The sequence below is a fragment of the Marivirga arenosa genome, from assembly GCF_030503875.2.
Lineage (GTDB): Bacteria > Bacteroidota > Bacteroidia > Cytophagales > Cyclobacteriaceae > Marivirga > Marivirga arenosa.
In genome coordinates this window covers 3,207,563-3,233,566 of the sequence record NZ_CP129968.2, presented here as the reverse complement: position 1 = coordinate 3,233,566, position 26,004 = coordinate 3,207,563, and the positions used below count along the sequence as shown (strand labels likewise).

22 protein-coding genes and 1 pseudogene are annotated in these 26,004 nt (G+C 33.2%); 13 read left to right on the top strand and 10 right to left on the bottom strand.

Translation table 11 applies throughout. From position 1 onward, the window contains the following. The first annotated feature begins 1 nt into the window (after position 1). Entirely contained in the window at positions 2-2,167 is a 2,166-nt protein-coding gene (rnr, locus tag QYS47_RS13875) for a ribonuclease R (RefSeq protein ID WP_322346813.1), read from the top strand. A gap of 62 nt (positions 2,168-2,229) precedes the next feature. Next, positions 2,230-3,327: a bifunctional histidinol-phosphatase/imidazoleglycerol-phosphate dehydratase HisB gene (gene hisB / locus QYS47_RS13870; protein ID WP_322346812.1), complete on the top strand. Its 1,098-nt coding sequence runs from the start codon at positions 2,230-2,232 to the stop codon at positions 3,325-3,327. A 32-nt stretch (positions 3,328-3,359) separates the two neighbouring features. On the opposite strand, the gene QYS47_RS13865 is transcribed toward hisB, so the two are convergent. The 5 genes from QYS47_RS13865 to QYS47_RS13845 form a co-directional block, all read right to left on the bottom strand. Then, positions 3,360-5,558, bottom strand: coding sequence for a GAF domain-containing protein (locus tag QYS47_RS13865; protein WP_322346811.1), 2,199 nt, complete (start codon positions 5,556-5,558; stop codon positions 3,360-3,362). 151 nt (positions 5,559-5,709) lie between these two features. Next, positions 5,710-6,078, bottom strand: a complete 369-nt coding sequence (locus QYS47_RS13860) for a CoA-binding protein (protein WP_302123812.1) — start codon at positions 6,076-6,078, stop codon at positions 5,710-5,712. After that, a complete protein-coding gene (locus QYS47_RS13855; protein WP_322346809.1) occupies positions 6,071-7,645 on the bottom strand; it encodes an NAD(P)/FAD-dependent oxidoreductase in 1,575 nt (524 codons plus the stop codon). Before QYS47_RS13855 ends, QYS47_RS13860 begins: the two co-directional genes overlap by 8 nt. 18 nt (positions 7,646-7,663) lie before the next feature. Then, complete coding sequence (locus QYS47_RS13850) at positions 7,664-9,502, bottom strand: toxin-antitoxin system YwqK family antitoxin (protein ID WP_322346808.1); 1,839 nt, start codon at positions 9,500-9,502, stop codon at positions 7,664-7,666. Then, on the bottom strand, positions 9,503-10,498 hold the full coding sequence (locus QYS47_RS13845; protein ID WP_322346807.1) for a tryptophan 2,3-dioxygenase family protein: 996 nt from the start codon (positions 10,496-10,498) through the stop codon (positions 9,503-9,505). Between the two features lie 120 nt (positions 10,499-10,618). On the opposite strand from QYS47_RS13845, the gene QYS47_RS13840 reads away from it, so the two are divergent. From QYS47_RS13840 to QYS47_RS13830, 3 genes are read left to right on the top strand one after another with little or no spacing between them, the layout of a single operon-like run. Next, positions 10,619-11,800 carry an acyl-CoA dehydrogenase family protein gene (locus QYS47_RS13840; protein ID WP_322346805.1) on the top strand — a complete coding sequence of 394 codons (1,182 nt, stop codon included), beginning with the start codon at positions 10,619-10,621 and terminating at the stop codon, positions 11,798-11,800. A 23-nt stretch (positions 11,801-11,823) separates the two neighbouring features. After that, a complete protein-coding gene (locus tag QYS47_RS13835) occupies positions 11,824-12,111 on the top strand; it encodes a hypothetical protein (RefSeq protein WP_302101574.1) in 288 nt (95 codons plus the stop codon). A gap of 45 nt (positions 12,112-12,156) precedes the next feature. After that, positions 12,157-13,227: a mechanosensitive ion channel family protein gene (locus QYS47_RS13830; protein ID WP_308356112.1), complete on the top strand. Its 1,071-nt coding sequence runs from the start codon at positions 12,157-12,159 to the stop codon at positions 13,225-13,227. On the opposite strand, the gene QYS47_RS13825 is transcribed toward QYS47_RS13830, so the two are convergent. Beyond that, positions 13,203-15,476 carry a patatin-like phospholipase family protein gene (locus QYS47_RS13825; RefSeq protein ID WP_322346801.1) on the bottom strand — a complete coding sequence of 758 codons (2,274 nt, stop codon included), beginning with the start codon at positions 15,474-15,476 and terminating at the stop codon, positions 13,203-13,205. The genes QYS47_RS13830 and QYS47_RS13825 overlap by 25 nt on opposite strands. A 351-nt stretch (positions 15,477-15,827) precedes the next feature. On the opposite strand from QYS47_RS13825, the gene QYS47_RS13820 reads away from it, so the two are divergent. Then, positions 15,828-16,115 carry a sll1863 family stress response protein gene (locus QYS47_RS13820; RefSeq protein ID WP_302101569.1) on the top strand — a complete coding sequence of 96 codons (288 nt, stop codon included), beginning with the start codon at positions 15,828-15,830 and terminating at the stop codon, positions 16,113-16,115. A gap of 63 nt (positions 16,116-16,178) precedes the next feature. Here the strand turns inward: QYS47_RS13820 and pyk are convergent, their stop codons facing one another. Further along, on the bottom strand, positions 16,179-17,615 hold the full coding sequence (gene pyk, locus QYS47_RS13815; protein WP_308356114.1) for a pyruvate kinase: 1,437 nt from the start codon (positions 17,613-17,615) through the stop codon (positions 16,179-16,181). Between the two features lie 15 nt (positions 17,616-17,630). Beyond that, the gene (locus tag QYS47_RS13810) at positions 17,631-18,056 is read right to left on the bottom strand and encodes an IPExxxVDY family protein (protein ID WP_308356116.1); all 426 of its coding nucleotides are present in this window, start codon (positions 18,054-18,056) and stop codon (positions 17,631-17,633) included. Between the two features lie 155 nt (positions 18,057-18,211). Between QYS47_RS13810 and QYS47_RS13805 the strand changes: the two genes are divergently transcribed. The 5 genes from QYS47_RS13805 to lgt are packed head-to-tail and all read left to right on the top strand — an operon-like array spanning position 18,212 to position 23,478. Further along, on the top strand, positions 18,212-18,448 hold the full coding sequence (locus QYS47_RS13805) for an acyl carrier protein (protein WP_013453317.1): 237 nt from the start codon (positions 18,212-18,214) through the stop codon (positions 18,446-18,448). A gap of 22 nt (positions 18,449-18,470) precedes the next feature. Beyond that, positions 18,471-19,721, top strand: a complete 1,251-nt coding sequence (gene fabF / locus QYS47_RS13800; RefSeq protein WP_308356117.1) for a beta-ketoacyl-ACP synthase II — start codon at positions 18,471-18,473, stop codon at positions 19,719-19,721. A gap of 9 nt (positions 19,722-19,730) precedes the next feature. Next, complete coding sequence (rnc, locus tag QYS47_RS13795) at positions 19,731-20,462, top strand: ribonuclease III (RefSeq protein WP_302123836.1); 732 nt, start codon at positions 19,731-19,733, stop codon at positions 20,460-20,462. Between the two features lie 37 nt (positions 20,463-20,499). Further along, positions 20,500-22,344 (top strand): nitrilase-related carbon-nitrogen hydrolase, encoded by a 1,845-nt coding sequence (locus tag QYS47_RS13790; protein WP_322346793.1) that lies wholly within the window; start codon positions 20,500-20,502, stop codon positions 22,342-22,344. A gap of 51 nt (positions 22,345-22,395) precedes the next feature. Then, positions 22,396-23,478 (top strand): prolipoprotein diacylglyceryl transferase, encoded by a 1,083-nt coding sequence (gene lgt / locus QYS47_RS13785; protein ID WP_322346791.1) that lies wholly within the window; start codon positions 22,396-22,398, stop codon positions 23,476-23,478. Here the strand turns inward: lgt and yidD are convergent. After that, on the bottom strand, positions 23,475-23,684 hold the full coding sequence (gene yidD, locus QYS47_RS13780; protein WP_302104279.1) for a membrane protein insertion efficiency factor YidD: 210 nt from the start codon (positions 23,682-23,684) through the stop codon (positions 23,475-23,477). The genes lgt and yidD overlap by 4 nt on opposite strands. A gap of 58 nt (positions 23,685-23,742) precedes the next feature. Between yidD and QYS47_RS17545 the strand changes: the two are divergent. Together QYS47_RS17545 and QYS47_RS13775 are read left to right on the top strand one after the other, a co-directional pair. After that, positions 23,743-24,165: pseudogene (locus QYS47_RS17545) on the top strand (POTRA domain-containing protein); the annotation flags it as partial. Then, positions 24,166-25,308 (top strand): BamA/TamA family outer membrane protein, encoded by a 1,143-nt coding sequence (locus tag QYS47_RS13775; protein ID WP_308356120.1) that lies wholly within the window; start codon positions 24,166-24,168, stop codon positions 25,306-25,308. It begins immediately after the preceding pseudogene. Here the strand turns inward: QYS47_RS13775 and QYS47_RS13770 are convergent. Beyond that, positions 25,305-26,003 carry a toxin-antitoxin system YwqK family antitoxin gene (locus QYS47_RS13770; RefSeq protein ID WP_322346788.1) on the bottom strand — a complete coding sequence of 233 codons (699 nt, stop codon included), beginning with the start codon at positions 26,001-26,003 and terminating at the stop codon, positions 25,305-25,307. The genes QYS47_RS13775 and QYS47_RS13770 overlap by 4 nt on opposite strands. Position 26,004: the final 1 nt, after the last annotated feature.

The following is a 26,004-nucleotide window of genomic DNA, read 5'->3' as shown; positions in this document are numbered from 1 at the left end:
TATGAGTAAAAAAAGAAATAAAAAAGGACCTAAAAGGGTTAAAAAGCCAATAAAGAGTATACCAGAACTTAAAAATGAAGTTCAGCAAATATTGGATTTTAATCTTCATAAATCGTATACAGTAAGAAATATTGCCAAAGCTATAGGAAGCAATACTGCTGAGGCTAAAAGATTAATAGATAAGGTTTTAATAGAATTATTAAACGAAGGGAAAATTGAAAAAGCTTCCCGCGCGAGTTATGTTTCGAACAAGGAGCCTGAATTTATAATTGGAAAAGTTGATCATGTTAATCCTAGATTAGCTTATATAATATCTGCTGAGCGAGAAGACGATATCATTGTTAAAACTGATAATCTGAAAGGCGCTTTGCATAATGATACAGTCAAAGTCGTAGTCATTAAGAAAAACAGAGATGGTAGGGAAGAAGGAAAAGTAATTGAAATAGTGGAAAGAGCTAAAACTAAATTTGTAGGTAGAATAGACAAGTCTGTTCGCTATGCATTTATGATTCCTGACAGTCGCTATATCCACACTGATTTCTTTATCCTACATGATAAACTTGGAGGTGCTAAACACCAAGATAAAGTGATTGCTGAAATTACTAGCTGGGGTGGGCAGGATAGAAAGCCTGAAGCTAAAGTTGTGAAAGTTTTAGGACCGGCTGGAGAAAATGAGGCTGAGATTCACTCAATAATGGCGGAATTTGAACTGCCAATGGAATTTCCAGAAGCAGTTATCAAAGAATCAGAGCAGATCAGTGATAAAATGCCAGATAAAGAAATTTCTAAAAGAAGGGATATGCGTGAAACTACGACTTTCACTATCGATCCTGAGAATGCAAAAGATTTTGATGATGCCATCTCCTTCAAGAAACTAAAGAATGGTAATTATGAGATCGGTATCCACATAGCGGATGTTACGTATTATGTTCAACCCGGGACATTATTAGAAGAAGAAGCATTCCACAGAGCCACTTCGGTTTACTTAGTGGATAGAACCATTCCAATGCTACCGGAAAGATTATCAAACGGACTGTGTTCACTTCGACCAAATGAAGATAAATTTACTTTTTCTGCCGTTTTTGAATTAGATCAAAAAGGAGGGATTCATAATCAATGGTTTGGGAGAACTGTGACTCATTCTGACAGAAGGTTTACTTATGAGGAGGCGCAAGCAGTTATTGAAACTGGAGTTGGTGATCATGCTGAAGAACTTACTACTCTAAATAATATTGCGAAAAAGCTTAAGGAAACCCGATTTAAGCACGGGGCCATAGCATTTGAATCAGTTGAAGTGAAATTCAAGTTAGATGAAAATGGAAAGCCATTGGGAGTTATTCCAAAAGTTAGGAAGGACGCCCATAAATTGGTGGAGGAATATATGCTGTTAGCCAATAGAAAAGTGGCGGAGTTTGTCGCTACCCAGAAAAAAGGAGATCAAAAATTGACTTTTGTTTATCGTCAGCACGATTATCCTGATCCAGAAAAGCTTTCTACCTTTTCTATGTTTGCCAAAAGATTTGGTCATGAACTAGAAATTGAAGAAAAGGCGGTTGCAAAATCATTGAACTCATTAATGAATGAAATTCAAGGAAAACCAGAGCAGAATGTATTAGAAAGCTTAGCTATTCGATCAATGGCTAAGGCAAAATATACTACTAAAAACTCATTTCATTTTGGATTAGCTTTTCAATATTATACTCATTTTACTTCTCCTATTAGACGTTATCCTGATGTAATGGTGCATAGACTATTACAACATTATTTAGATGAAGGAAAGTCAGTAAATGCTGAAGAGTATGAAAGCAAATGTTTACATTCTTCAGAAATGGAGAAACGAGCATCTGATGCTGAGCGTGCTTCTATCAAGTATAAGCAAGTTGAATTCATGGCTTCTGTTGAGGATAAAGCTTTCGATGGATTAGTAACAGGGGTTACCGAATGGGGGATATTTGTAGAAATCATTGAAACCAAATGCGAAGGTATGGTTCGTTTGGTTGATATGACGGATGATTACTATGAATTCGATGAAAAGAATTACCGTGTAATTGGTCAGAATAATAAGCGCATGATAACCTTGGGTGATCCTGTGACCGTAAGAGTAAAAGCGACTGATATCGATAAAAGAACTATCGATTTAGAGTTTTGCGAGAAAGAAGAAGTATAATTCACAATCAAGATTTTAATTTTAAGTTGAATCCCTAATTTTGGGCTTTCAAATTATAGCCGATGAAAAAGAAAGTATTATTCATAGATAGAGACGGAACAATTATACAAGAACCACCGATTGATTTTCAGGTTGATTCACTCGAAAAGTTAGAGTTTTTACCCTATGCCATAAGTGCATTGCAATTCATAGCTCAAAACTCTGATTATGAATTGGTAATGGTTACAAATCAAGATGGTTTAGGAACTGATTCATATCCAGAAGATACCTTCTGGCCAGCTCATAATAAAATGTTAAAGCAATTAGAAATTGAGGGGATTACTTTTGCAGAGCAACATATTGATAGAACCTTTGAAGAAGAGGGAAAAGATACCCGTAAACCAGGGACGGGCCTTTTGAAAAAATACTTTTCTGAGGAGTATGATTTGGCAAATAGTTTTGTGATTGGTGACAGGAAGACGGATGTTCAATTAGCGGAAAACTTGGGAGCGAAGTCTATTTTTATTGGAGAAGATTTAAAGGAAGCTACTTTTTCAACTCAAGATTGGAGACAGATTGCTGAATATTTAGTTAAGCCTGCTCGCACTGCCAATATAAATCGTAAGACGAATGAAACGGATATTAAGATTGAATTGAATCTTGATGGAAGTGGAAATGCCAATAATTCAACTGGCTTAAAGTTTTTTGACCATATGCTCGATCAGTTAGGTAAGCATGGTGGATTAGATTTAAGTATTCAAGTTGATGGTGATTTAGAAGTTGATGAGCACCATACTATAGAAGATACGGCTTTAGCATTAGGAGAGGCATTCAAACAAGCATTGGGCAATAAAAAAGGAATATATAGATATGGTTTTTTATTACCTATGGATGATGCTTTAGCTCAAGTAGCAATTGATTTCGGTGGAAGGCCTTGGATAAATTGGGATGCGGAATTCAAGAGAGAAATGGTAGGGGACATGCCTACTGAAATGTTTTTCCATTTCTTTAAATCATTCTCTGATTCATCTCAATGTAATTTAGATATTAAGGTCAGCGGGGATAATGAGCACCATAAGATTGAAGCCATATTCAAAGGCTGGGCCAGAGCTATAAAAATGGCAGTCAGCCGTGATGAAAGCAGATTGAATGATCTTCCTTCCACAAAAGGTGCATTATAAAAGAGAAGAAAGGCTAGTGTTATCTAGCCTTTCTAAATATTTACTTTTTTTGTTTGAAACAGGTGTTTTAAGACTTTTTTCCCAAACTCAGCTTCAGTTTTATTGAATAGTAAAGAGTAATAAATCTTTTGATTGTATTCAACCTTAGTCAGTACATACCTGCAATCATAAGAACTGCCATATTTATCCATTATTTTACTTTCTTTTCTTTCAGATACACCTGTCAAAATAAAAGAAGGGTCATTATAGAGTGATTCAATTTCTTTTTCAATGGACGACTTTAGAATTAAATCAGGATGATTACCACTTAAATCTGCCTCTGAATATGAAAGGGTTTTTAAAACGTAATTATTGCTAGATATAATTCTAAAATTATGATCAAAAAATAATACGCCTTCATAAACTTTACCAAGTAACCCGTCCATCATATCAATTTGAAGATTTTTGAAGTTAATTTTATGGTGCAAAGTTTTTTCATTTCTACTCATTTCTTCTTGAGTAGCCTGCAATTCCTCCATATTCTGTCTCATTTCCTCTTCTTGTGACCTTAATTGTTGAGTCATTTCTTGAGAATTCTTAAGTAAATAATTCGTTTTTTCTTGCATTTTAATCGACTCAATAACTGCCCCTAATCTCAAAGAAAGTTCCTTTAAAAAGGTTTTTTCGTGTTTTTCCAAAGCTTTGAAAGAGGCGATTTCTAATACACCAAGAATTTGGTTTTCTGTTTTTAAAGGTACAATTATAATAGATCGGGGAGGTGCTTCTCCCAAGCCTGACGTGATGTTAACATATCCTGTAGGAACTTCAGTTAAATATAGTATATCACCTTCAAGCCAGCTTTGCCCTACAAGCCCTTGACCTTTATTGATTTCTTTTTTTATATATTTTCTACGGTCGAAGGCATATGAGCCTATCAATTCCATAAAGGCTTCTTTATGGTCATTTGAATCATTTAGAATAAAGAAGGCTCCTTGATTAGCATTAATATATTTTACTACCTCACTTATTATTTTGTAAGAAAAATCTTTTAAGTCAGATTGACTTGATTTCATTAAATCGCTAATATGACTCAATCCATTTATGATCCAATTTTGCTTTAGATCTTCTGTATTCTTCTTTTCTAAAGACTGATTTTTTTCTTTTATCAGATGAAGATTTTCTTCAAGATTTTCAAGCATTTGGTGAAAGTTTCTATATAGACTTCCAATTTCATCAACTGACTGGTGATTAAGTTCTTTACTAACATTACTATCACCTGAAAGCACTTTTTTTGTAATGTTATCCAACTTTATGATAGGTTTAGATACAGTTTTTCGTAAATAAAAAACTAATAGTGCGATAGTAACTAATAGGATTATAAATGTGCTAATTACTACATAAAATGCTTTTTGGTTTATCTCTTGATATTTAGAGTTGATTTTACTGTATAATAATGATATCTGCGGTTCTGTTTGGTTCTTATACCTATTTAACTCTAAAAATTGACCTGATCTCTCATTTAAGCCAATTTCAATTTCAGTCTGAACTATTTTGTCGAAATGATTTCTGTAGGCACGAATAGCATTAATTGTAGACCTCTTGTATGAATTTATCATATGAGGAAATTCTTCCGTTTTTGCATTTTCAATAAAAGAAATAAATTCATCTGTGGTATTATGTAGTTTATCTACATAGCCCATATCTTTCCTCAAAGCGAAATCTTTCTCATGTCTTCTTAAACTAAATGCAAACACTTTTTCCTCTGCAGAAATGCATTCTTGAACCTCATGCACAAAGGTTCTCATTTCACCTTCAAGTCCATGATCTCTAAATCCTCTTTTCAAAAGTAATTTTCGCAGCTCGTCAAAAGAACTGCGGTAGCTTTTGGCAGAAGTTAATATGGAATGAAAATCCTGACTAAGACTTCTATCATTTATAAAATCGGAAGAGATTTTAGATTGTATTTCTTGCTCTACTAAGTCTAATTGAGTGAAAAAATCTAGAGTGAACTTACTTTTTCCATTATTTAAAAAATCTGGATCTTTCCAACCGAAAATCAGAAAGTCTTGCTCAATTTTCTGGGCTTTATCAAATTTCATCATGATTTCAGCCATATCAGATTTTACTTTCTGATAATTATTGATTTGAGACCATAGCAGGGCTAAAATACATGCCCCTGAGAGCATTACGATTAATAATATTGAAAATGCTAGTATGAATTTTTTACGGATAGCTAGATCTCTTATCTTCATTTATAGTTAATTTTCTACGAAGATAAAATCGAAATTAGCTTAAGCTGTTAAGCTATTAAAAAACCATTATTAATGATTGTTTAATTTTTCTGTAAAGATTTATTGAAAACTTAATATACTGCTTTTTTGAAAAATATTTCGTTGAATAATACTAATAAATCCCACTGCCTAACATCACTAAAGTACAGGCGTTTTCAGTTTCTATTCCTTTTTCTTGAGCCATTTTAGAAAGTTCAGGATTTTCTGTACCTGGGTTGAAAATGATTCTTTTAGGATTTAATGATAGTAAATAATCATAATATTCTGGTTGATGTCGAGCTCCCAGATAGAGTGTGATGGTATCCACATCCTTAACCTCAGGTGATTTTCTAATATCTTGAATTTCTTCTCCAAATACCTCTCCTTTTTTTATGCCAACAGGTACAAATTCATGTCCTGCATTGGATAATCTATCGGCAGCAAAATAAGCATACCTTGAAGGATTTGGAGTAGCTCCTATTATAACTGTTTTTTTACTCATTTTTAATTTTGTATAATTCAACAGCTCTTTCCGCACATCTTTCACCATCCATTGCAGCTGAAACAATACCACCCGCATAGCCTGCACCTTCACCACAAGGAAAGAGCCTTTTCGTTTGCGTATGTTCTAACGATTCTTTTTCTCTAGGGATACGAATTGGGGAGGAAGTTCTACTTTCAACCCCCACAATAATTGCTTCATTGGTAAAATACCCCTTCATCTTCTTTCCAAAAGCTTTGAAAGCTGTTTTCAATCTTTCTGCAATAAATGGAGGTAAAACTTCATCCATTCGAGTGGATACCAAACCTGGTTGATATGAAGTGTCAGGTAAATCCTTACTTAATTTTCCTTGTGTGAAATCAATTAGTCGTTGAGCTGGAGCAGCTTGAGTATTTCCAGCAATTTTACAAGCCTGCTGCTCAATGCTCTCTTGTAATGCTAATCCTTTAAAAGGCCCCTTATCATCAAATTGAAGCATGTCTTCCAGTTCAATTGCCACAACAATTCCTGAATTAGCATATTTCGAATCTCTTCTTGATGGACTCATTCCATTTACCACTATTTCTCCACTTTCGGTGGCTGCTGGAACAATAAAACCACCTGGACACATGCAAAAAGAGAATACCCCTCTTTTTTTATCATTAAAATAGGTTTGATGTACTAATGCATAAGATGAGGCAGGTAGGTATTCTCCTCTATCATCACATTTATATTGAATTTGATCAATTATCCGTTGAGGATGTTCCACTCGAACCCCTAAAGCAAAAGGCTTAGCTTCAATTAAAATATTACTTTCATGTAGCAGGTGGAATATATCTCGGGCTGAATGACCTGTTGCTAAGATATAAGCATCCGCTATATAATTTTTATCATTAGCTTTTACTCCTTTTAACTCGTTATTTTCTACTTGAAAGCTAGTTACTTTGGTGTTAAAATGTACTTCACCACCATGTTCAATTATACTATCACGTATACTTTGGATGATTTTTGGAAGTTTATTAGTGCCGATATGGGGATGCGCATCAATCATGATGTCTTCTTTGGCACCATGAGCAACCAAAATTTCCAGAATTCTATAAATATCGCCTCTTTTCTTTGAGCGAGTGTAGAGTTTTCCATCAGAATAGGTGCCAGCACCACCTTCTCCAAAGCAATAATTACTTTCAGAATTTACAATATGTTTTTTGTTAATATCTGCCAAATCTCTTCTTCTGGAACGAACATCTTTTCCTCTCTCTAATATGACAGGCTTCCAGCCTAATTCAATAAATCTAAGTGCTGCAAATAATCCTGCCGGACCTGCACCAATAATAATTGCAGTTTGTTTGGCTTCATGAACTTTAGGTAAGTCAGATATTTTATAGTTTATTCTATCTGCTAAAGGAGTATCATTATTGATTTCAACTTTTACTCTTACCTTAACTTCTTTTGATCTAGCATCAATTGACCTTTTTGCTATTCTGAAGTATTGTGAGTCTTTAAGTTGTAACTTATTTTTTATAGTTGATAATACAACTTCTTCGTTGAAAGCCTCTTCTGGCTTTAAAACTACTTCTTTCTCTATCATTTTAAATTGGTTTTATGGCTATGGATTCAAAGTTTTTACATTTTTCAGTTTAAACACATAACCAAAAGAAATCCCCACTATAGGTTGAACCCTGAATGGCTGATCTGTAATATCTGCAAATATAGCAGTTTGTTGCCCCTCGTTTTTTATATCACCGAAGAAATAATAATTAAAATTTATTCCCAGATTAATGTCAAATGTAAATCCATTGTCATTGAGGTTTTGAAGTATTCTACTACCTACCAATAAACCATATCGAATTCCTTGCGCATTCATTTCTGCAGAAAGTACTTCATTCTGGTCATCACTGTTTTCATAAAATTTAAACCTATTAACATTGGTATACGATATTGAATGTCCGAAATAAGGCATTCCGAATTTTGAATCTTTATGGTAGAATCTTTGTCGAAAACTAAAGCCAAATCCTTCAAAGAAGTTATCTCCCGCTCTCAGGTTTAGAGAGTTTGCAAAGAAAGGGTTTCTGAAAGTGTGGTATAATAATTCATAGCCTATTCTTTGCTGAATATTATGTTCTATAGCAACTTGCAAATCCCCAAATAACATATTGAACGGGTTTACCTGCAGTATTAAAGTTGGGAAATCATTGTTTCTACTTTTGAAATAAGAACTCCCCTTCGATTTATATCGATACTCTGGTTTGTTGTATTGTGGATTTGATTCAGTACTATCATTATCCTTTTTAGCTGTTCTTAAAAGAGGTTCATAATCTTCATATATGGGTTTATAGTAACCTGCAATTTCACCTTTATTATCGTACAATTCCCATGTCCCCACTTTAATGCCATCATTAATTTCTCCTTTCATTTTGACATCACCATTAAGGTAATATCCAGTATATTCGCCTTTTCCTTCTGAAAATTCAGCTTCACCTTCCTTTTCACCCGTTTCATAGTAGTATTCCCATGTGCCTTCACTTTTTCCATCAACAACAGAGCCTTTTAGTTTCAGCTTACCGCTTTCATAAAATTCTTTGTATTCCCCGCTACCAGCATCATAAACTCCTTCACCTTTTAATCCACCATCTTCAAAATACAATTTCCAATACCCTTCTTTCTTTCCTTCTCTTTCTGCTCCTTCAGCACTTATTTGTCCATTAGGATGATAGTATACCCATTTCCCATGACTCAAATTATCAATATATTCGCCTTCACCGGATAGGGAACCATTTTCATAATAGTAAGTCCATTTTCCTTGTTTAGCCCCTTCTTTATAGTTGCCTTTTGATTTTATACTTCCAGATTCATAATAGTTTTTCCATAGACTATCGCTCTTTTCGTCCTTTATAAAGCCTTCAGATTTTAAACTTCCATTTGGATAAAATTCTTTATATATCCCATCCCCCTTTTTGTAGATTGCTTTTGCTTTTAGCTCTCCATTTTCAGAATAATAAGACCATAATCCAAATTTTAGATCATTTTCATACTCACCTTCACTCTTTAATATCCCAGTTTCGTAATAGTATTTCCAATTACCTTCTCTTTTTCCATCAAAGATTTTACCCTGCATTCTAAGCTTTCCATTCTCAAAATAATAAGACCAAAGACCATGATTAGAATTGTCTTTTAGTTGCCCCTGCATTTTTAAAGAGCCACTTTCATAATAGTATTTCCATTGACCGTAGGTCTCATTATCTACATATTGACCTTTGCTTTTTAATTCTCCAGAAATGTAATAGGATTCATAAGTACCATATAGCACACTAGGGTCCAAATCTTTAACGAAATACCTTTCTTTCAACATATTTCGCTCATCGTCATAATAAACCTTAACCTCTTTACTTTGGGAATAAAGAAGGATTGGAATAATGGATAATATGATACTTAAAGCAAACTTCATTTATTCTTCTCCGAATATTTCTTTTACAACCCAGCCTTTTCCCCATTCTTCGATTTCTTTTTCTGTCCATAGAGTTGGGAAGAAGATTCTTTTTTGAAATCTTGGGGGTAGATATTCTTGCCAGTTTGTACCACCTGTAGCGGGTACATCCTTGTTTTTTTGTTGTAAATACCTAACTGCTGATTTGTAATGTACTAACGGCCAAAAAACATTAACATTCAAATCAAAATTCCTTAATGCTTCTTTTAATTCAGGTTTATTTTGATCTTCAGTACTTAATGATAGATATTTCTTGTAAATATTAATATTCTCAAAACGCTTTATCCAGCTGATAAATTCATTTTTATATTTTTTCTCAAATTGTTTTAGCGTCAGTGTTTTCTCTCCAGTTTCTACTTCGGTTGCTCCTTGTTTCCAATAAACAAATTCATATTGCTCTTCAATTGAACTGTTCTCACACTCCTGCTTTTTTTCTTTTCTCACTAACTTAATTAATGGAGTAGAGGCAAATTCTATTAATCTATATTGAGCTGACTGAAAACCACTAGCTGGAAGTAAAGCCATTCTAAACCTTTGAAATTGCTCTTTTTCCATTCCTTGAACCATGATTTCGAATGATTTTGTAAGCGTTTCGAAATAACGATTCATTCTATTTAATCTTTGGATGAAAAAATTTACATCCAATTCTGATCTCCAACCTAGGTCCTCGCCATTCTCACCGATTTCCTTTCCATTATGTGCAATTTGCTCCATCTCATTTAAGCACATTTTGAAATAAAGCTCAGTAATTTGATGATAAATGATGAATATCTCTTCATCAGGAAAATCAGTTTTGGGAGTTTGTAAAGTCAATAAAGTATCAACATTTATGTAATCCCAATAAGTAGTGTAATTTGATAAAAGCAAGCCATCCAAATAAGCAGATAAATCTTGCCCCATTGATTGGTATTTAAGATTTAGTTTTTCGAGACTTTCAGAAATTTGTTTTTTCTCCATTTATAAAAAGTGTTGAATTTGCTCAAAATCCTACAATATTGAAGGATTCTTGAAAATACTTTTAAATTTGCGTTATTCAATTGAGCTTACAAAGCAAAAAAATAAAAACGACTAATATTTATGAATACTAACGATCAATTTGAGTCACCTGATTTTTACAGTTTAGATAGCTTATTAACGGATGAGCATAAATTAATTAGACAATCTATCCGTGATTTTGTCAAAAAAGAAATCAGTCCCAACATAGAAGAATGGGCTCAAAATGCGCATTTCCCTTATGAGATAGTAAAGAAATTTGGTGATGTAGGGGCCTTTGGTCCAACTATTCCGGAAGAGTATGGTGGAGGAGGTTTAGATTATATCTCTTATGGATTAATCATGCAGGAAATCGAAAGAGGAGATTCAGGTATGCGTTCAACTGCATCTGTTCAAGGGTCGTTAGTGATGTATCCGATCTACACTTATGGTAATGAGGAACAAAGAAAGAAATATCTACCGAAATTAGCTTCTGGTGAGTGGTTAGGTAGCTTTGGATTAACTGAGCCTGATCATGGTTCAAATCCAAGCGGAATGACCACTAATTTCAAAGATAAGGGCGACCATTACTTATTGAATGGTGCTAAAATGTGGATTTCTAATTCTCCAAAATGCGATGTTGCAGTAGTTTGGGCTAAAAATGAGGAAGGTAGAATTCATGGATTAATTGTTGAGCGTGGAATGGAAGGTTTCACAACTCCTGAGACTCATGGGAAATGGTCTTTAAGAGCTAGTGCAACAGGAGAGTTAGTATTTGATAATGTGAAAGTTCCTAAAGAAAATTTATTAGAGGGAAAATCTGGATTAGGTGCACCAATGAAGTGTTTAGATTCAGCTCGTTTCGGTATCGCTTGGGGAGCTATTGGTGCGGCTATGGATTGTTATGATTCAGCTAGAAGATATTCATTAGAGCGTCATCAATTTGGAAAGCCAATTGCTTCTTTTCAGTTGACGCAGAAGAAGTTATCGGAGATGCTTACTGAAATCACCAAGTCTCAATTATTGAATTATAGAATTGCTCAATTGATGGATGAAGGCAAGGCTACAACGCCTCAAATTTCAATGGCGAAAAGAAATGCAGTTGAAGTAGCATTGAACATAGCAAGAGAAGCAAGACAGATCCATGGAGGTATGGGAATCACTGGAGATTACCCAATGATGCGTCATATGGCCAACTTAGAGTCTGTTGTAACGTATGAAGGTACACACGACATTCATTTATTGATACTAGGCAGAGAGATTACTGGAATCCCTGCATTTGAATAATTTTTTAATCAAACATTTGTATTATGGCTAATCTAGATGATTTTAAAAATACCTCTAAAAAAAGAATGGAATCTTTGCTTTCTGATTACGAAGCTTTAAAGGCTCAAACTAGAAGTCATCAGCAAGAAATTCAGGATGAATTGCAAGAACACATTGATCGTATGGATCGCTTGAAGAATGAATTAGAGGAAAAATATAATAGAATAGAGCATTTTGGTGAAATCGCAGTGGAAGAGCTCAGTGAAGCATTCTTTACTTCAGCTGAAGCTTTTTCAGAAAGTATAAACAAAACCAAAGAAAACTTAAAATAAAAAAGTCGGAATCCCGACTTTTTTTCTTTAGAAGAAATCAATTTTATGATATCATTACTATCTGAATTAGGAATAAAAGAGCCTTATCTTAGATTACTTGTTGTTTCATTCATTTCTTTATTAATAGGGATTATCGTAAGGTTCTTATTCTTTAAAATTCTGTTTTTATTAAATAAAAAGAAAAGCAGAAGAACTGTAGAACTGTTACAGGATAGGTTTGAAGGGAGTATATTTTTATTTCTACCAGTACTCATCATTCATACACTTATCCCTAAGTTTGGATTAGAAGAAGATTTCCGATCGGCCTTACATATTATTACCGAAGTATTGATTATAGTTTCTTTTACTATAGTCGTAATAAGGCTTGTGTTTTTTCTTCAGGATGTTCTTTATGGAAAATTTAATGATGATAGTGATGTAAAAGGTAGGCAAGTTATCACTCAAATTGTGTTTTTTAGAAAGTTAATCACTTTCGTGATAATTCTTGTGGCGGTTTGCCTAATTCTCATGCAATTTGATAGTGTAAGGAAGTATGGGGCTACAATACTTACTTCTGCCGGTGTAGCCGGTATTATCATTGGTTTTGCTGCCCAAAAGACATTAGCCAATTTTTTAGCAGGCCTACAAATTGCATTTACTCAACCTATTAAAATTGGTGATGCACTTTATGTTGAAGACGAATGGGGTTGGGTAGAAGAGATTAATCTTACTTACATTGTGATAAAAATATGGGATAGAAGACGCTTGGTTTTACCCATTACCTATTTTACTGAACAGGTATATGAAAATTGGACTAAAAGACATTCTGATATCAATGGTACTGTTTTTATTTACACTGATTACACCATCCCAGTTAATGCTATAAGAAGGAAGTTTGAACAAATACTAGAAGATACAGCACTCTGGGACGGTAATTCGCAAATAGTTCAAGTTACAGGAGCTTCTGAAAAAACTATGGAAATTCGTTTGCTCATGTCTGCTAAGAATTCAATGATTTCATGGGATTTAAGATGTCATGTAAGAGAAGAGATTATTACATTTATTCAAAAAGAATATCCTGAAGCTTTACCTAAAACAAGGTTGGAACTTAATCATTTGCCAGACTCTAAAACTTGATTTAACCATTCAAGAGTCTCTTGATTTTCTTTGCTCTTAATAGCATTACGGATGTTATATTTCTCTCTGCCTGTTAATCTCCAGTTAAGAGATGCTCTTTCTGAAATGTGCTTCATATTGCTTCCATTATCACTGGAAGGATCAATTCCAGCATCATATGATAACATGGCATGGCTGAGGTTACCATCAAACCATTCATGAGCATACTCAATCAAAAGGTCATTTCGGGTGTCCTGTACGTTTGACCAGTTATTGTAAATATTACTGATAGGAGTAAATAATTTTTCAATAATGGACAGATTTTGTCCATCATTGATGTAGGCTGCTTTTTTAGAATCCCTTATAGTTAAGATGACAACTCCGCTCGTATTTTCCGCAATCCATTCTTTAAAATTGTATAGAAATAAAACGGCATCGCTAACTCCAAAATTATCGGCCAAACCGGCATCCATAATTTCTAGTGTTGGCTCACTAGGCAAATTGATATTAGGAGTAATATAAGGGAAAGAAGCACTCATTCTTAAAGCTGTCAAGAAGCTTAAATTTTCGGCATTATAATGCTCAAACATCCGAAGGAAATCAATACTTCGATTGTCCATCAATGAATTTAGTGAATCATCTTTAATCGCTTTTTTAGACATATATGAGCTACTATTAGGAGTTACATATAATTTCCTGCCATCATTTACACTAGTAGGCGCTAAGAAGAGCATAGGGATTCTAGCACTTAATTCAGCTTGTTGATAATCCTTAATTCTTTTATCTAAAATTCCACCCAGATTTTTATTTAGCTTTTGCTCAAATGCATATCCTCTGTCTTTTGGATAGCTGAAACCTTCATACTCAAAATATTGATATCTTATGAAAATATCGTTAGTCAGTAGGCTGAAAATTATAGGGTTAAGCGCTTCTTTCCCAATATTTGAAAGATATTCAGAGCTGTATATATTTATGTTTTCGCCCTTTTCTTTTAAATATTTTAATTCTCTAAAATAAGCAGCCCCAATAAGTCCTCCGGAAGCACCTGATATACTTACAGTATGTTTGAATAGATCACCTTTCGTAATACTATCTGCAGTTTGAAGTGCTTTCATGGTCCAATAAGCAGCTCTTTGTCCGCCACCACTGGCCGTTAATAATATCATTTTAGGTTTTGTCTGAAATTGGTTTCTCCAATTGTTTAAAATTTTTAAACCTGTTTCTTTATCCTGATCAATAGCTTTTTTGCTGATTATTTTATCTATTTCAGACTGTGTGTAAGCTACGGCTGTTGTATCATAATTTAAGCCATGTGCATAATGTGTTTTACTTAAAAAATCTATGGTTGTAAGATGATTTATGAGAAAAAAAATAGCGATTGATCCGGTTATAGCCCAAGATCTAAACCAGAAAGTAATGGCTCCAATTGCCATTAGTATTATACTGATAAATAAAACAGCACTTGCTGCAGCTGGTATTTGAAAGAAAGGGTAATCTCTAAAAGCGCCCAAAATCAGAATAATGAAAAAGATAAAAAACTCAGCAATTACAGTATTAAGGTGATTCTGGTCAAAAATGCTATTGATTACGTGAAATATTTTCTGATTTGTTTTGTGCTGGACTTTTATCCATCTGAATTTCAAATCGAAATAACCTACAACCGAATGGTCATGCTTCTTTAAGTCTTTATGATATTTTACTGCTGCTATTCTTCCTATTTTAAGTTTTTTAATTCTTTTTTCTACTCTTTCAGCTAAAACCTCTCTGAAGTCTTTATTAGTGAACCAAAAATAAAGCTGCAGGAAAAATATTGATACAGAAATACCTATTGGTAAAGCGGAGGCTAGGAATAAGGCATCTTTAAATCCAATAAATTCATAAACCATCTGATAATGGATAATTTGAATGATATAGTTTATGATAAAGGCTATTGGAATGATTGAATTATTCAGAGAGAATTTTGAAAATGGCTTTGAAATAACTCCTATGAAATGGAATTTATAACCATCTAATATATAAGTAGCTATATTGAAGGCAACGATTAATCCACCAACCGTGAGGCCAACAATAAAATAACTGGAGAAACTTACTGAGTTTAAATATTCAGGTGATAAGAATAAGTAGGGGATACCAAGACCTTTTCCGAATCCTCCATTTATAATTGAAAATAATAAAACCCAACAGAGTAGTAATAATTGGTTTTTTTTAAAATGATTTAATACCAATTGTATCGGAAATGAATAGATAAATGTATTAAAGTGTTTTTTCATAAAAACATCATTTCCTATTTGAAATTTAGTTTAAAAGTCGATAGCTAAAGTTTATCTTTTCTTAGGATTAATAATAGTGTTTCTTTTTTGTATTTTATAATTATCCGTGCTTAACTTTTTTTCTTTAAATATTAAGGATTAAATAATCTAGGTTTTCATACCTAATTCGTAATAAAATATACGCTTTTGTAAGAACAATGATTTGAATTCTATTTCATTTATTTAATAGTATAATTGACATGAAAAAGCTTGAAAACACCTCATTAAGGAAGGAATAGGGGTTTAATGTAACAATATATATTCTAATGGGTTATTAATAGTAGAACTTTTTAAACTAATAGAATAAAAATTATGGATACTAAAGATGCTTTAAAGCAAAAGATTTTTTCACAATATGAAGAATGGAAAGCAGATTTTGATAAGCTCAAAGCAGAAACAAAGGGTGCATATGCTGAAGGACAACTTGAAGCAAGCCCAGAAGGTAAAGAGCTTGAGTCAAAAATGGAGGAGGCTAGAGAGATTCTTGATAAAATTGAAAATGCTGATGAAAAGGATTGGGAAGAATTAAAGTCGAAAGCAGAGGATCAATTAGAAGGAATTAAAAGTTCTTTTGAAAAGATTAAAGAAAATTTTAAATAATCTTAAATAAAAAAAGCCATTGAAATCTAATTCAATGGCTTTCTTAATGCTATAAAAAGAACTTTATTTCACCTCAGTTACTTTTAACATATTAGTTCTGTTCTTCTCCTTAATTGGCATACTTGCCATCAATATTATAATATCTCCAGTTTCAACGTGCTTATCTTTTTTAAGGATTTTTTCTATATCAGCAAAAGTTTTATCCGTACTCTCATAGTTATTATAAATATAACCTCTTACTCCCCAAACCAAATTGATAGTTTCTAGTAAATCGTTATTTCCTGTAAATATAAAGATGCCAGCCTTAGGTCTATGGCTTGCTAACCTGTAGGCTGTATAACCAGATTTGGTCATCCCAACTATAGCTTTGGCTCCTGTCTCTTCTGCTAATTTGCATGCAGTTTGTACCAGGTTATCACTAAAGAAGGTTTCTGAATCTCGATGAACATGTCCATATTTATGGTAAATAGAAGTATGTTTTTCAATGCTAGCTATAGTGTTTGACATACTCAAAACTGCTTCAACTGGGTATTGACCAGCCGCTGATTCAGCTGATAGCATAACGGCATCACCACCATCAAGAATTGCATTAGCCACATCATTGGTTTCTGCTCTTGTAGGGCGTGGATTCTCAATCATGCTTTCCATCATTTGGGTTGCCACAATAACAGGTTTGCAAGCATCATTACACTTTTTAATGATCATTTTTTGTGCTAACGGAACATCTTCCATTGGGATTTCTACTCCTAAATCACCACGTGCAACCATAACAGCGTCTGTAGCGGCTATGATATTGTCAATATCTTTAAGAGCCTCTGGCTTTTCTATTTTAGCAACTACTTTACAATCTTTACCATTGTAGCGGATTCTATTTTTTAAATCTAAAACGTCAGCAGCAGAACGAACAAAAGATAAAGCAATCCAATCAACCTCGTTCTTAAGCCCGAATTTTAAGTCCTCTAAATCCTTTTCAGTTAAACTTGGAGCAGAAACTTTTGTAAAAGGAAGATTTATACCCTTTTTGGATTTCAGATCACCACCATAAATCACTTTGGTTTTTACATCAGTTTTATCTGAAGAAATCACCTCTAATTGAATATTACCATCATCAATCAGGATCGTGTCTCCTTTTTTAACATCAGATGGTAATCCTTGGTAGGTGGTAGAGGCTTTTTTGCTATCACCTTCTATCTCATTAATCGTAATAATGAATTCATCACCTTCCTTTATGACAGTTTTACCATTTACAATGTCCCCTAATCTAATTTTAGGGCCTTGTAAATCTTGAAGTATACTGATGTTGGTTCCCCATTCTTTATTAATTTCTTCAATATAGCCTAATGTTTGTTGATGAGTTTCATGGTCGCCATGAGAGAAATTTAATCTAAAAACATCTGCACCTGCTTTCACTAATTTTTGTAGCATTTCTTTAGTGTTGGAAGCAGGGCCAACTGTCGCTACAATTTTTGATTTGTTGAATTTGATGTTTTCTCTTTTCATTATCTATAATCTTTTTTAAGTCATTAAGTTAACTACCGATTTTAGGCGATCGGCATCCAAAACTTGAACCAAAATTACATTTTTTATTTTACTTAGTGTACTTTTTACATTAAGTATTTGTAATTCTTCCGTATCATCTTGAATAAGAAGGAAATAATCAATATTTTTCATCTCAGGAATTAGAAACACTTGTTTGGCCTCACTATCATTTAATTTATTTTTCAATAACTTTATTGAAACATGGTCTGTTTTAAACTGAAAACATGAAGTATTCAGAAATTGATCTTTTTTTAATTCAATAAAATGATCTTTTACCCTTTTTAATGTGAAGTTTGTATATTGATTAATATTCCAAGCCATTTGAAAATCAGGAATAGGAGACGAGATGGCTAATAATTTGAAATCAACCGTAAAAGTATCTTTCCACATTTTTTTGTCCATAACCTTAAGTTATAAATAATTCGATTTAATCTAAAGTCTGAAGTGCAAAGTTGAGGAATAAAGGAAAATACTTGTACGAAAGGAAAAAAATAGTTTGACATTAATGGGGGAAATACATTTCTTTGCGGTGTATTTAAAACTAAAATTCTAAAATAATGTCTGAAATAGCACAGAAAGTAAAGGCAATTATCATTGACAAACTAGGTGTAGAAGAGTCAGAAGTGACTGCAGAAGCAAGTTTCACCAATGATTTAGGAGCAGATTCACTTGATACAGTGGAATTGATTATGGAATTCGAAAAGGAATTCAATATCTCTATTCCAGATGATCAAGCAGAAAACATTGGTACTGTAGGTCAGGCCATTTCTTACTTAGAAGAAAACGTAAAATAATTTAATAGCTCATAATTCATTTATGAATTTAAAAAGGGTAGTTGTAACGGGACTGGGTGCTTTAACACCCATTGGTAATTCTGTCGAAGAATATTGGGAGAACTTGGCTAAGGGTACAAGCGGAGCCGGTCCCATTACTAAATTTGATGCATCCAAATTCAAAACTCAGTTTGCTTGCGAAGTAAAGAACTTCAAAGCTGAGGATTATCTTGATCGCAAGGAAGCCAGGAAAATGGATCCTTTTACTCAGTATGGTATGATTACCGCTGAGCAGGCAATCCAAGATTCTAAGCTTGATTTATCTAAAATTAATTTAGATAGAGCAGGAGTAATCTGGGGTTCTGGTATTGGAGGCTTAAAAACTTTTCAAGACGAGGTAGATAATTTTGTTTCTAATGACAGAAATCCTCGCTTCAATCCATTTTTCATCCCTAAGATGATTTCTGATATCTGTGCAGGGCTCATTTCTATAAAATACGGTTTTAGAGGACCGAATTTTGTAACGGTATCGGCTTGTGCATCAGCAACAAACGCATTGATTGATGCATATAATTACATTAGATTAGGTAAGGCAGATATTTTTATTTCTGGCGGTTCAGAAGCTTCAGTTACTGAAGCTGGAATTGGTGGATTTAACGCAATGAAGGCTTTATCGGAAAGAAATGATGATCCTTCTACTGCATCTAGACCATTTGACAAAGACAGAGATGGTTTTGTATTAGGTGAAGGAGGAGCTGCACTAATTCTAGAGGAATATGAACATGCAGTAGCCAGAGGAGCAAAGATTTATGCTGAAGTAATAGGTGGAGGAATGTCTGCTGATGCTTATCATATGACAGCTCCACATCCAGAAGGACTAGGTGCTACTAATGTGATGAAATATGCATTGGAAGATGCTAATATTGATCCCACTGAAGTTGATTATATCAATGTTCATGGTACATCAACTCCATTAGGAGATTTGAGTGAGTCACAAGCCATTAAGAAAGTATTTGGTGATCATGCTTATAACTTAAATATTAGCTCTACTAAATCAATGACAGGCCACTTATTAGGAGCAGCTGGAGCTATCGAAGCATTAGCTTGTATTTTCGCTTTGGAAAAACAAATAGTACCTCCTACTATTAACCATTTCACTGATGATGATCAATTCGATTCAAAATTGAATTTCACATTTAACAAAGCGCAAAAAAGAGAAGTAAAGACAGTATTAAGTAATACTTTTGGCTTTGGAGGTCATAATACTTCAATTGTTTTAAGAAAGTTAGATTAATTTCCAACTTTGATCAGACGCGTTCTTTCTTCTCTCAAAAAATTAAATAAAAATGATAAAAGGCTTGTAGCTGCAGTTAAATCTATTGTCGGCTACAAGCCTTTTCGTTTAGAGCTATTCCGTCTTGTTACTCAACATTCAAGTGTAGCCAAAACATTACCAAATGGATTTAAAGCTTCAAATGAAAGACTGGAGTATTTAGGTGATGCAGTGCTAGGTGCAGTTGTAGCAGATTACCTTTTTAAAAAATATCCTTTTAAAGATGAAGGCTTTCTTACTGAAATCCGATCTCGTATTGTCAACAGAGAATCTTTAAGTTTACTGGCAAAGAAAATAGGAATTGGTCAGATGCTTGAGGCTGATTTTTCTAAAAGCAAATATCACTTTAAGTCGATTTATGGTGATATGATGGAAGCTTTCATTGGTGCGGTTTACATAGATAGAGGATATAAATACTGTAAAAAGTTTATCATCAATAAACTAATTATTCCCCATTTCGATTTAGATGAGATAATTGAAAACAATACTAATTATAAAAGTATTCTCATTGAATGGTCTCAAAAGAAAAATAGATCTTTACGCTTTGATATAGAAGACCACAAACAAGAAGGGATGAAAAGAGAATTCAAAGCCGTGATCATTATTGATGGAGAAAAAATAGCAAAAGGAGCTGGTCTTAATAAAAAGAAAGCAGAGCAAAATGCTGCCTTTAAAGCTTGCCAAAAATTAAAACTGTCTTAGAATTATAATTCTAAGCAGCAATTCTAAAATTATTATTATGAAAATTGCTGGTGCAACTCTTAATCAAATTCCATTAGACTGGACAGGAAACACTCTAAATATATTGGGTGCATTAAAAGAAGCTAAATCTCAAAGGGTTGAACTTTTATGTTTTCCTGAATTAACTATTTGTGGGTACGGTTGCCAAGACGTTTTCTTATCTGATTGGATGTGGCAAAAGGCTTTAAATATATTAGTAAGCAGAATATTACCTGAAGCACCTGATATGGCATTCGTTGTGGGACTTCCTATTAAATTTGAAGGTGATTTATATAATTGTGCTGCCTTTTGCGATCATAATGAAATACAATATATCATTCCAAAACAAAACTTAGCAAAAGATGGTGTGCATTATGAACCAAGGTGGTTTATGGAATGGCCAGTTGGAAAGCAAACGGAAATCAAAATAGACGATAGAATTATTCCTATTGGAGATTATACTGTTGATTACAAAGGTTTCACGATAGGACTAGAGATATGTGAAGATGCCTGGAGGGAGGATCGTCCAGCCAATAGATTATGTAAAAGAGGAGTTGATATAATTTTAAACCCCTCGGCTAGTCACTTTGCACTTAATAAGACTAAAAGCAGAAACGACTTAGTTTTAGATAGTTCTAAAAACTATAACTGTATATATGTTTATGCTAATTTATTAGGCAATGAGGCAGGTAGAATGATCTATGATGGGGAATTGATAATAGCAAGTCACGGAGAATTAAAATTCAAAAATGAGTTGCTTTCTTTTCAAAATTTTCAAATAGGAACATGGGATACCGATGATGAGAAATCAATTTCTATTCCTGAAGTAGATATAAATCAAGAATTTAGAAGAGCTGTTAGCCTGGCTCTATATGATTATTTAAGAAAAAGTTATAGCAATGGTTTTGTACTGTCGTTGAGTGGTGGTGCAGATTCCTCTTCAACTGCAGTTTTGGTAGCTGAAATGATAAAACTTGGACTTAAGGAATTGAGCCTATCAGTTTTTCTCGAAAGAATCCATAAAATTGAATGGTACGAGGGAATTAAAGATTCAAAAGCTCCAGAAAAGGAGATAGCTAAAAGACTTTTTACAACCGCCTACCAAAGTACGGTCAATTCAGGAGAAGCTACTTTTAAATCAGCAAAGGAATTGGCAAATGAAATAGGAGCTGTTTTTTATAATTGGTCCATCGATGATGAGGTAGAAGGGTATACTCAAAAGATATCTAAAAGTATTGGAAGACAGCTGAATTGGGACCAAGACGATATTGCTTTACAAAATATTCAAGCAAGGGCTAGATCTCCAATTATTTGGATTTTAGCTAATATAAATAATGCTTTATTACTTACTACCTCTAATAGAAGCGAAGGAAGTGTGGGTTATACCACCATGGATGGTGATACAAGTGGCAGTATCGCACCAATTGCTGCAATTGATAAGCCTTTCATTATTCAATGGTTAAAATGGGCGGAAAAAGAGTTAGGCTATGCTAGTTTAAGTTATGTAAATAGTCTTCGGCCTACAGCCGAATTAAGACCTTCCGAAAAATCGCAATCTGATGAAAGTGATTTAATGCCCTACCCATTACTGCAATCTATAGAAGAATTAGCCATCAGGGATCGTTATTCACCTTTAGAAATATATGAAAAATTAAGATTAACTTGGAATGGTGAAAAATCTATACTAAAGCCCTCTATTCAAAAGTTTTTTAAATTATGGTCAAGAAATCAGTGGAAAAGAGAAAGAATAGCGGTTTCTTTCCATCTAGATGATTATAATGTAGATCCTAAAACCTGGTGTAGGTTTCCTATTTTGTCTTCTTCATTTAAAGAAGAATTGGAAGAGCTTGAAAAAGCAGAATAAATCATTGAGATTTCTCTTTTTACCCTAATTTTGTGTTAAACTAAAATAAATATGCTTAGCTATATTGTATGGTCGCCCAAGCCTTATATTGTTGATTTGGGATTTACTGAATTAAGATGGTATGGATTACTCTTCGCATTGGGATTTATTATTTCTCAGCAAGTAATGTTCTACATTTTCAAAAAAGAAGGTAAGAAAGAAAAGCAAGTTGAAATTCTGACCTTATATATGGTTTTAGCCACTATCATAGGGGCAAGATTGGGACATGTATTATTCTATGAGCCCACAAGATACTTAAGTAACCCTCTGGATATTCTCAAAATTTGGGAAGGTGGATTAGCAAGTCATGGTGGAGCAGCTGGGATATTAATTGCTCTTTATCTTTTCTCACGTAAGTATAAGGATATAAGCTATTTATGGATTTTGGATAGAATCGTTATTGTTGTGGCGATAACTGGGGCGTTGATTAGGACTGGTAATTTTATGAATTCTGAAATCATTGGCGAGCCAACAGATAAGCCATATGGAGTTGTTTTTGGCCGTGAAGTTGAATTGAGAGTGAATTATTTAACATCTGCAATAGAAGATGTAGAGGTGGAAAAAGTAAAGAGATCGAATTTGATAGAAGGATCAAATGAAAGCAGATATGAGTATCCAGTTAAGTTGCAAATTGCCTTCAATAGTAAAAATAAATTGGAAGATGTGAAAAGATTTTCTGAAAATCAGCTTCTTGATAAACTGCAAGAGCAAAGTATTACTCAGCATTTGATAGTTCCTAAAGATGCAGTTTTCGATTATAATGAAAAAGGCGGATTTATATATGCGACCACCTATGGAAATGGAGTGCCAAGGCATGCAGCACAATTATACGAAGCGATTTCATGTGTATTTATATTTCTAGTATTATTCTATTTATGGAATAAAAACAGAAGTGGGTTGGCAGATGGAAGGCTTTTTGGTATCTTCCTGATTGCTTGTTTTGGGTTAAGATTTTTATATGAGTTTATAAAAGAAAATCAAGTAGCTTTTGAAGATGATTTAAGCTTAAATATGGGGCAGTGGTTAAGTATTCCACTTGTTTTGGCAGGAGTATATTTCATTTTTCAATCATTAAAAGCTGAAAATAGAATTTAAGGAACAGGGTCATAACCTGACCCTCCCCATGGGTGACATTTTGAAATTCTTTTTGCTGATAATTTTGAACCCTTAAGTAAACCATGTTTTAAAATTGCTTGTTTGGTGTATTCTGAACAGGTAGGAGTGAAGCGACAAGCAGAAGGAAAAAAAGGAGAAATCCCATATTGATAAAAGAGAATAGGCCAAGTGGCTACTTTTCGTATGGTTTTTGTAACAGTATTTTTTCTGGAATTAGACAATTGATTAAAACTAAATTTAAAGATTATAAAATTAACTAATCTAAATATTGAATTACTAAAACACTTAAGATTTAATTTAATCTTTAAGTATATTATATATTTAGGTATAGTAACCCTGATCTTTCTACCTAACGCAAAAAGTCAGGTTTCAGTTAATTTAAATTCCGATAATAAAAGCATTGAAAATAAGCTTAAAGATAGTCTTCAAAATCAAATACTGTATCTTGAAAAAATTGAAATTAGAGGTAATAAAAAAACTAAACGAAAGATTATTACCAGAGAAATTGATTTACAGACTAATGTAAGTTATCCTTTTAAAGAATTAAAGGACTTAATCAAGCTTGATGAGAATAAGATTTTTAACACCGGACTTTTTAATTCTGTAAGGGCAGAAATAGAGTTTATTGAAAATTCAGATGAAAATCATATTCAAGTAATTTTCTTTGTGGAAGAAAGATGGTATATCTGGCCTAGTGTGATATTTAAATTAGCAGACAGAAATTTTAGTGATTGGCTTTTTAATCAGAATGCAGCAACTGATCGATTTGAATATGGATTTAAATTTGATCAGTTTAATGTAAGAGGATTAAATGAACGCCTTTCCGCAATGGCTCAATTTGGATTTAAAAGGAGGTTTAATTTTGCTTATAATATTCCATATTTGAATAAAGCTCAAACGTTTGGCATGGGGCTTGGTTTTTCATACAGTGAATTTGATCAGGTTGATTACTCAAATGTAGAGAATAAACGTTTATTCATTGATGCGGATAGCATTTTTGGTGATGATAGTGAACGGCAAATCATCTCTAACTCGATGAATAGCTTTCTTTTCTTTAACTATAGAGAATCTTATTATAATACTCACTCATTAAATTTGGTATACTCCCGAACAACCATAATTGATGAGGTATTACAGTTTAATAGTGAGTATTTGGGTCAAAATCAAGATGTTGAACAAGATTATATAGGCTTATCCTATAGGTTTAGAAGAGATTTTAGAGATAGGAATAATTACCCTTTAAAAGGGTTTCTTATTGATGCCAGATTCACAAAAATTGGATTAGGTATTTTTAAAGATATAGACCAAGGAAATTTTAGAGGATTATTAGCTTACTATAAACCTTTGAAATATAATTTTAATATTGCCTCGTCATTTACTGCTTACACTAGTTACCCTAAATTTCAACCCTATAATAACTTTGAGGGTTTAGGCTTTTCAAATAATTTACTAAAAGGATATGAACTATATGTAATCCAGGGTCAACATTATGTGATGCATAAAACTGAATTGAAAAAAGAACTGTTTTCAATTGAAGCAAATTTGGGCAGGCTTATGCCATTGAAACAATTTAGAAAAGTACCTTTTGCAGCTTACTTTAAAGTGTTTTTTGATCATGGCTATGTACAAAATAATATTAGTGATAGAAGTAGAATATCAGTTAGTCCATTATTATCAAATAGATACATATACAGCTATGGTGCTGGGCTTGATTTGGTTACTTTTTATGATGCAGTCTTAAGGTTAGAATATTCAATTAATGCATTAAATGAGACTGGCTTCTTTATTAATGTAAAATCTGGTATTTAATCTATTTTATTTTTAGCAACTAATTTCTTTTTCCCAAATCTATTGAAGTAGTACCAATCCCCAATTTTTTCTCCCATTTCGTAATTTCCTTCATAAGTTTTACGACCCTTATTGTCATAAAAAACCCAATGACCATTTTCTTTACCCTCGGTATAGCTACCAGATTGAATGATTTGACCGTCTTCATTATAAAATTTCCATGGACCGTCAGGAAGCCCCTTCTCATAATTGCCAGCTTGTCTTAGCTTTCCATTTTTATGATAAAATTCCCATAATCCATCATAGTTGCTATTTAAATATTCTCCCTGCTTCTCAATTCTTCCGCTCCTGTAATAGTAAGTAGCTTTCCCCTCTAAATCTCCATTAACCCAATTTTCTTCGGCATTTAAATTTCCGTTTTCATGAAATTTTATCAATTTTCCATGAAGCTCACCTGATTTATAATGCTCAATAGAATTGATTTCTCCATTTGGAAAATAGTAGATCCATTCATTCTCCTTAATACCCTTTTTTGCTTCTCCAACAGCTTTTATCTTGCCTGAATCATAATAACTTGTGTCAATTTGAGAATTTGCTGTTCCATATTTGAATAAACAAATTGTCAAAATTGTGTAAAAGCAATATTTAATATTATTAATCAAATTTATTTCTATATATTTATTATCTAAATTAAATACTTTTGTTTTCTTATTCAAA

Bases quoted from the DNA above. Each gene is read 5' to 3' on its own strand.
- QYS47_RS13865 (WP_322346811.1), bottom strand. From the start codon at position 5,558: ATGAAGATAAGAGATCTAGCTATCCGTAAAAAATTCATACTAGCATTT.
- QYS47_RS13820 (WP_302101569.1), top strand. From the start codon at position 15,828: ATGGATACTAAAGATGCTTTAAAGCAAAAGATTTTTTCACAATATGAA.
- QYS47_RS13850 (WP_322346808.1), bottom strand. From the start codon at position 9,502: ATGAAGTTTGCTTTAAGTATCATATTATCCATTATTCCAATCCTTCTT.
- fabF (WP_308356117.1), top strand. From the start codon at position 18,471: ATGAATTTAAAAAGGGTAGTTGTAACGGGACTGGGTGCTTTAACACCC.
- lgt (WP_322346791.1), top strand. From the start codon at position 22,396: ATGCTTAGCTATATTGTATGGTCGCCCAAGCCTTATATTGTTGATTTG.
- pyk (WP_308356114.1), bottom strand. From the start codon at position 17,615: ATGAAAAGAGAAAACATCAAATTCAACAAATCAAAAATTGTAGCGACA.
- QYS47_RS13855 (WP_322346809.1), bottom strand. From the start codon at position 7,645: ATGATAGAGAAAGAAGTAGTTTTAAAGCCAGAAGAGGCTTTCAACGAA.
- QYS47_RS13860 (WP_302123812.1), bottom strand. From the start codon at position 6,078: ATGAGTAAAAAAACAGTTATAATAGGAGCTACTCCAAATCCTTCAAGG.
- QYS47_RS13805 (WP_013453317.1), top strand. From the start codon at position 18,212: ATGTCTGAAATAGCACAGAAAGTAAAGGCAATTATCATTGACAAACTA.
- QYS47_RS13830 (WP_308356112.1), top strand. From the start codon at position 12,157: ATGATATCATTACTATCTGAATTAGGAATAAAAGAGCCTTATCTTAGA.
- rnr (WP_322346813.1), top strand. From the start codon at position 2: ATGAGTAAAAAAAGAAATAAAAAAGGACCTAAAAGGGTTAAAAAGCCA.
- QYS47_RS13790 (WP_322346793.1), top strand. From the start codon at position 20,500: ATGAAAATTGCTGGTGCAACTCTTAATCAAATTCCATTAGACTGGACA.
- QYS47_RS13825 (WP_322346801.1), bottom strand. From the start codon at position 15,476: ATGAAAAAACACTTTAATACATTTATCTATTCATTTCCGATACAATTG.
- QYS47_RS13810 (WP_308356116.1), bottom strand. From the start codon at position 18,056: ATGGACAAAAAAATGTGGAAAGATACTTTTACGGTTGATTTCAAATTA.
- QYS47_RS13835 (WP_302101574.1), top strand. From the start codon at position 11,824: ATGGCTAATCTAGATGATTTTAAAAATACCTCTAAAAAAAGAATGGAA.
- QYS47_RS13840 (WP_322346805.1), top strand. From the start codon at position 10,619: ATGAATACTAACGATCAATTTGAGTCACCTGATTTTTACAGTTTAGAT.
- QYS47_RS13845 (WP_322346807.1), bottom strand. From the start codon at position 10,498: ATGGAGAAAAAACAAATTTCTGAAAGTCTCGAAAAACTAAATCTTAAA.
- hisB (WP_322346812.1), top strand. From the start codon at position 2,230: ATGAAAAAGAAAGTATTATTCATAGATAGAGACGGAACAATTATACAA.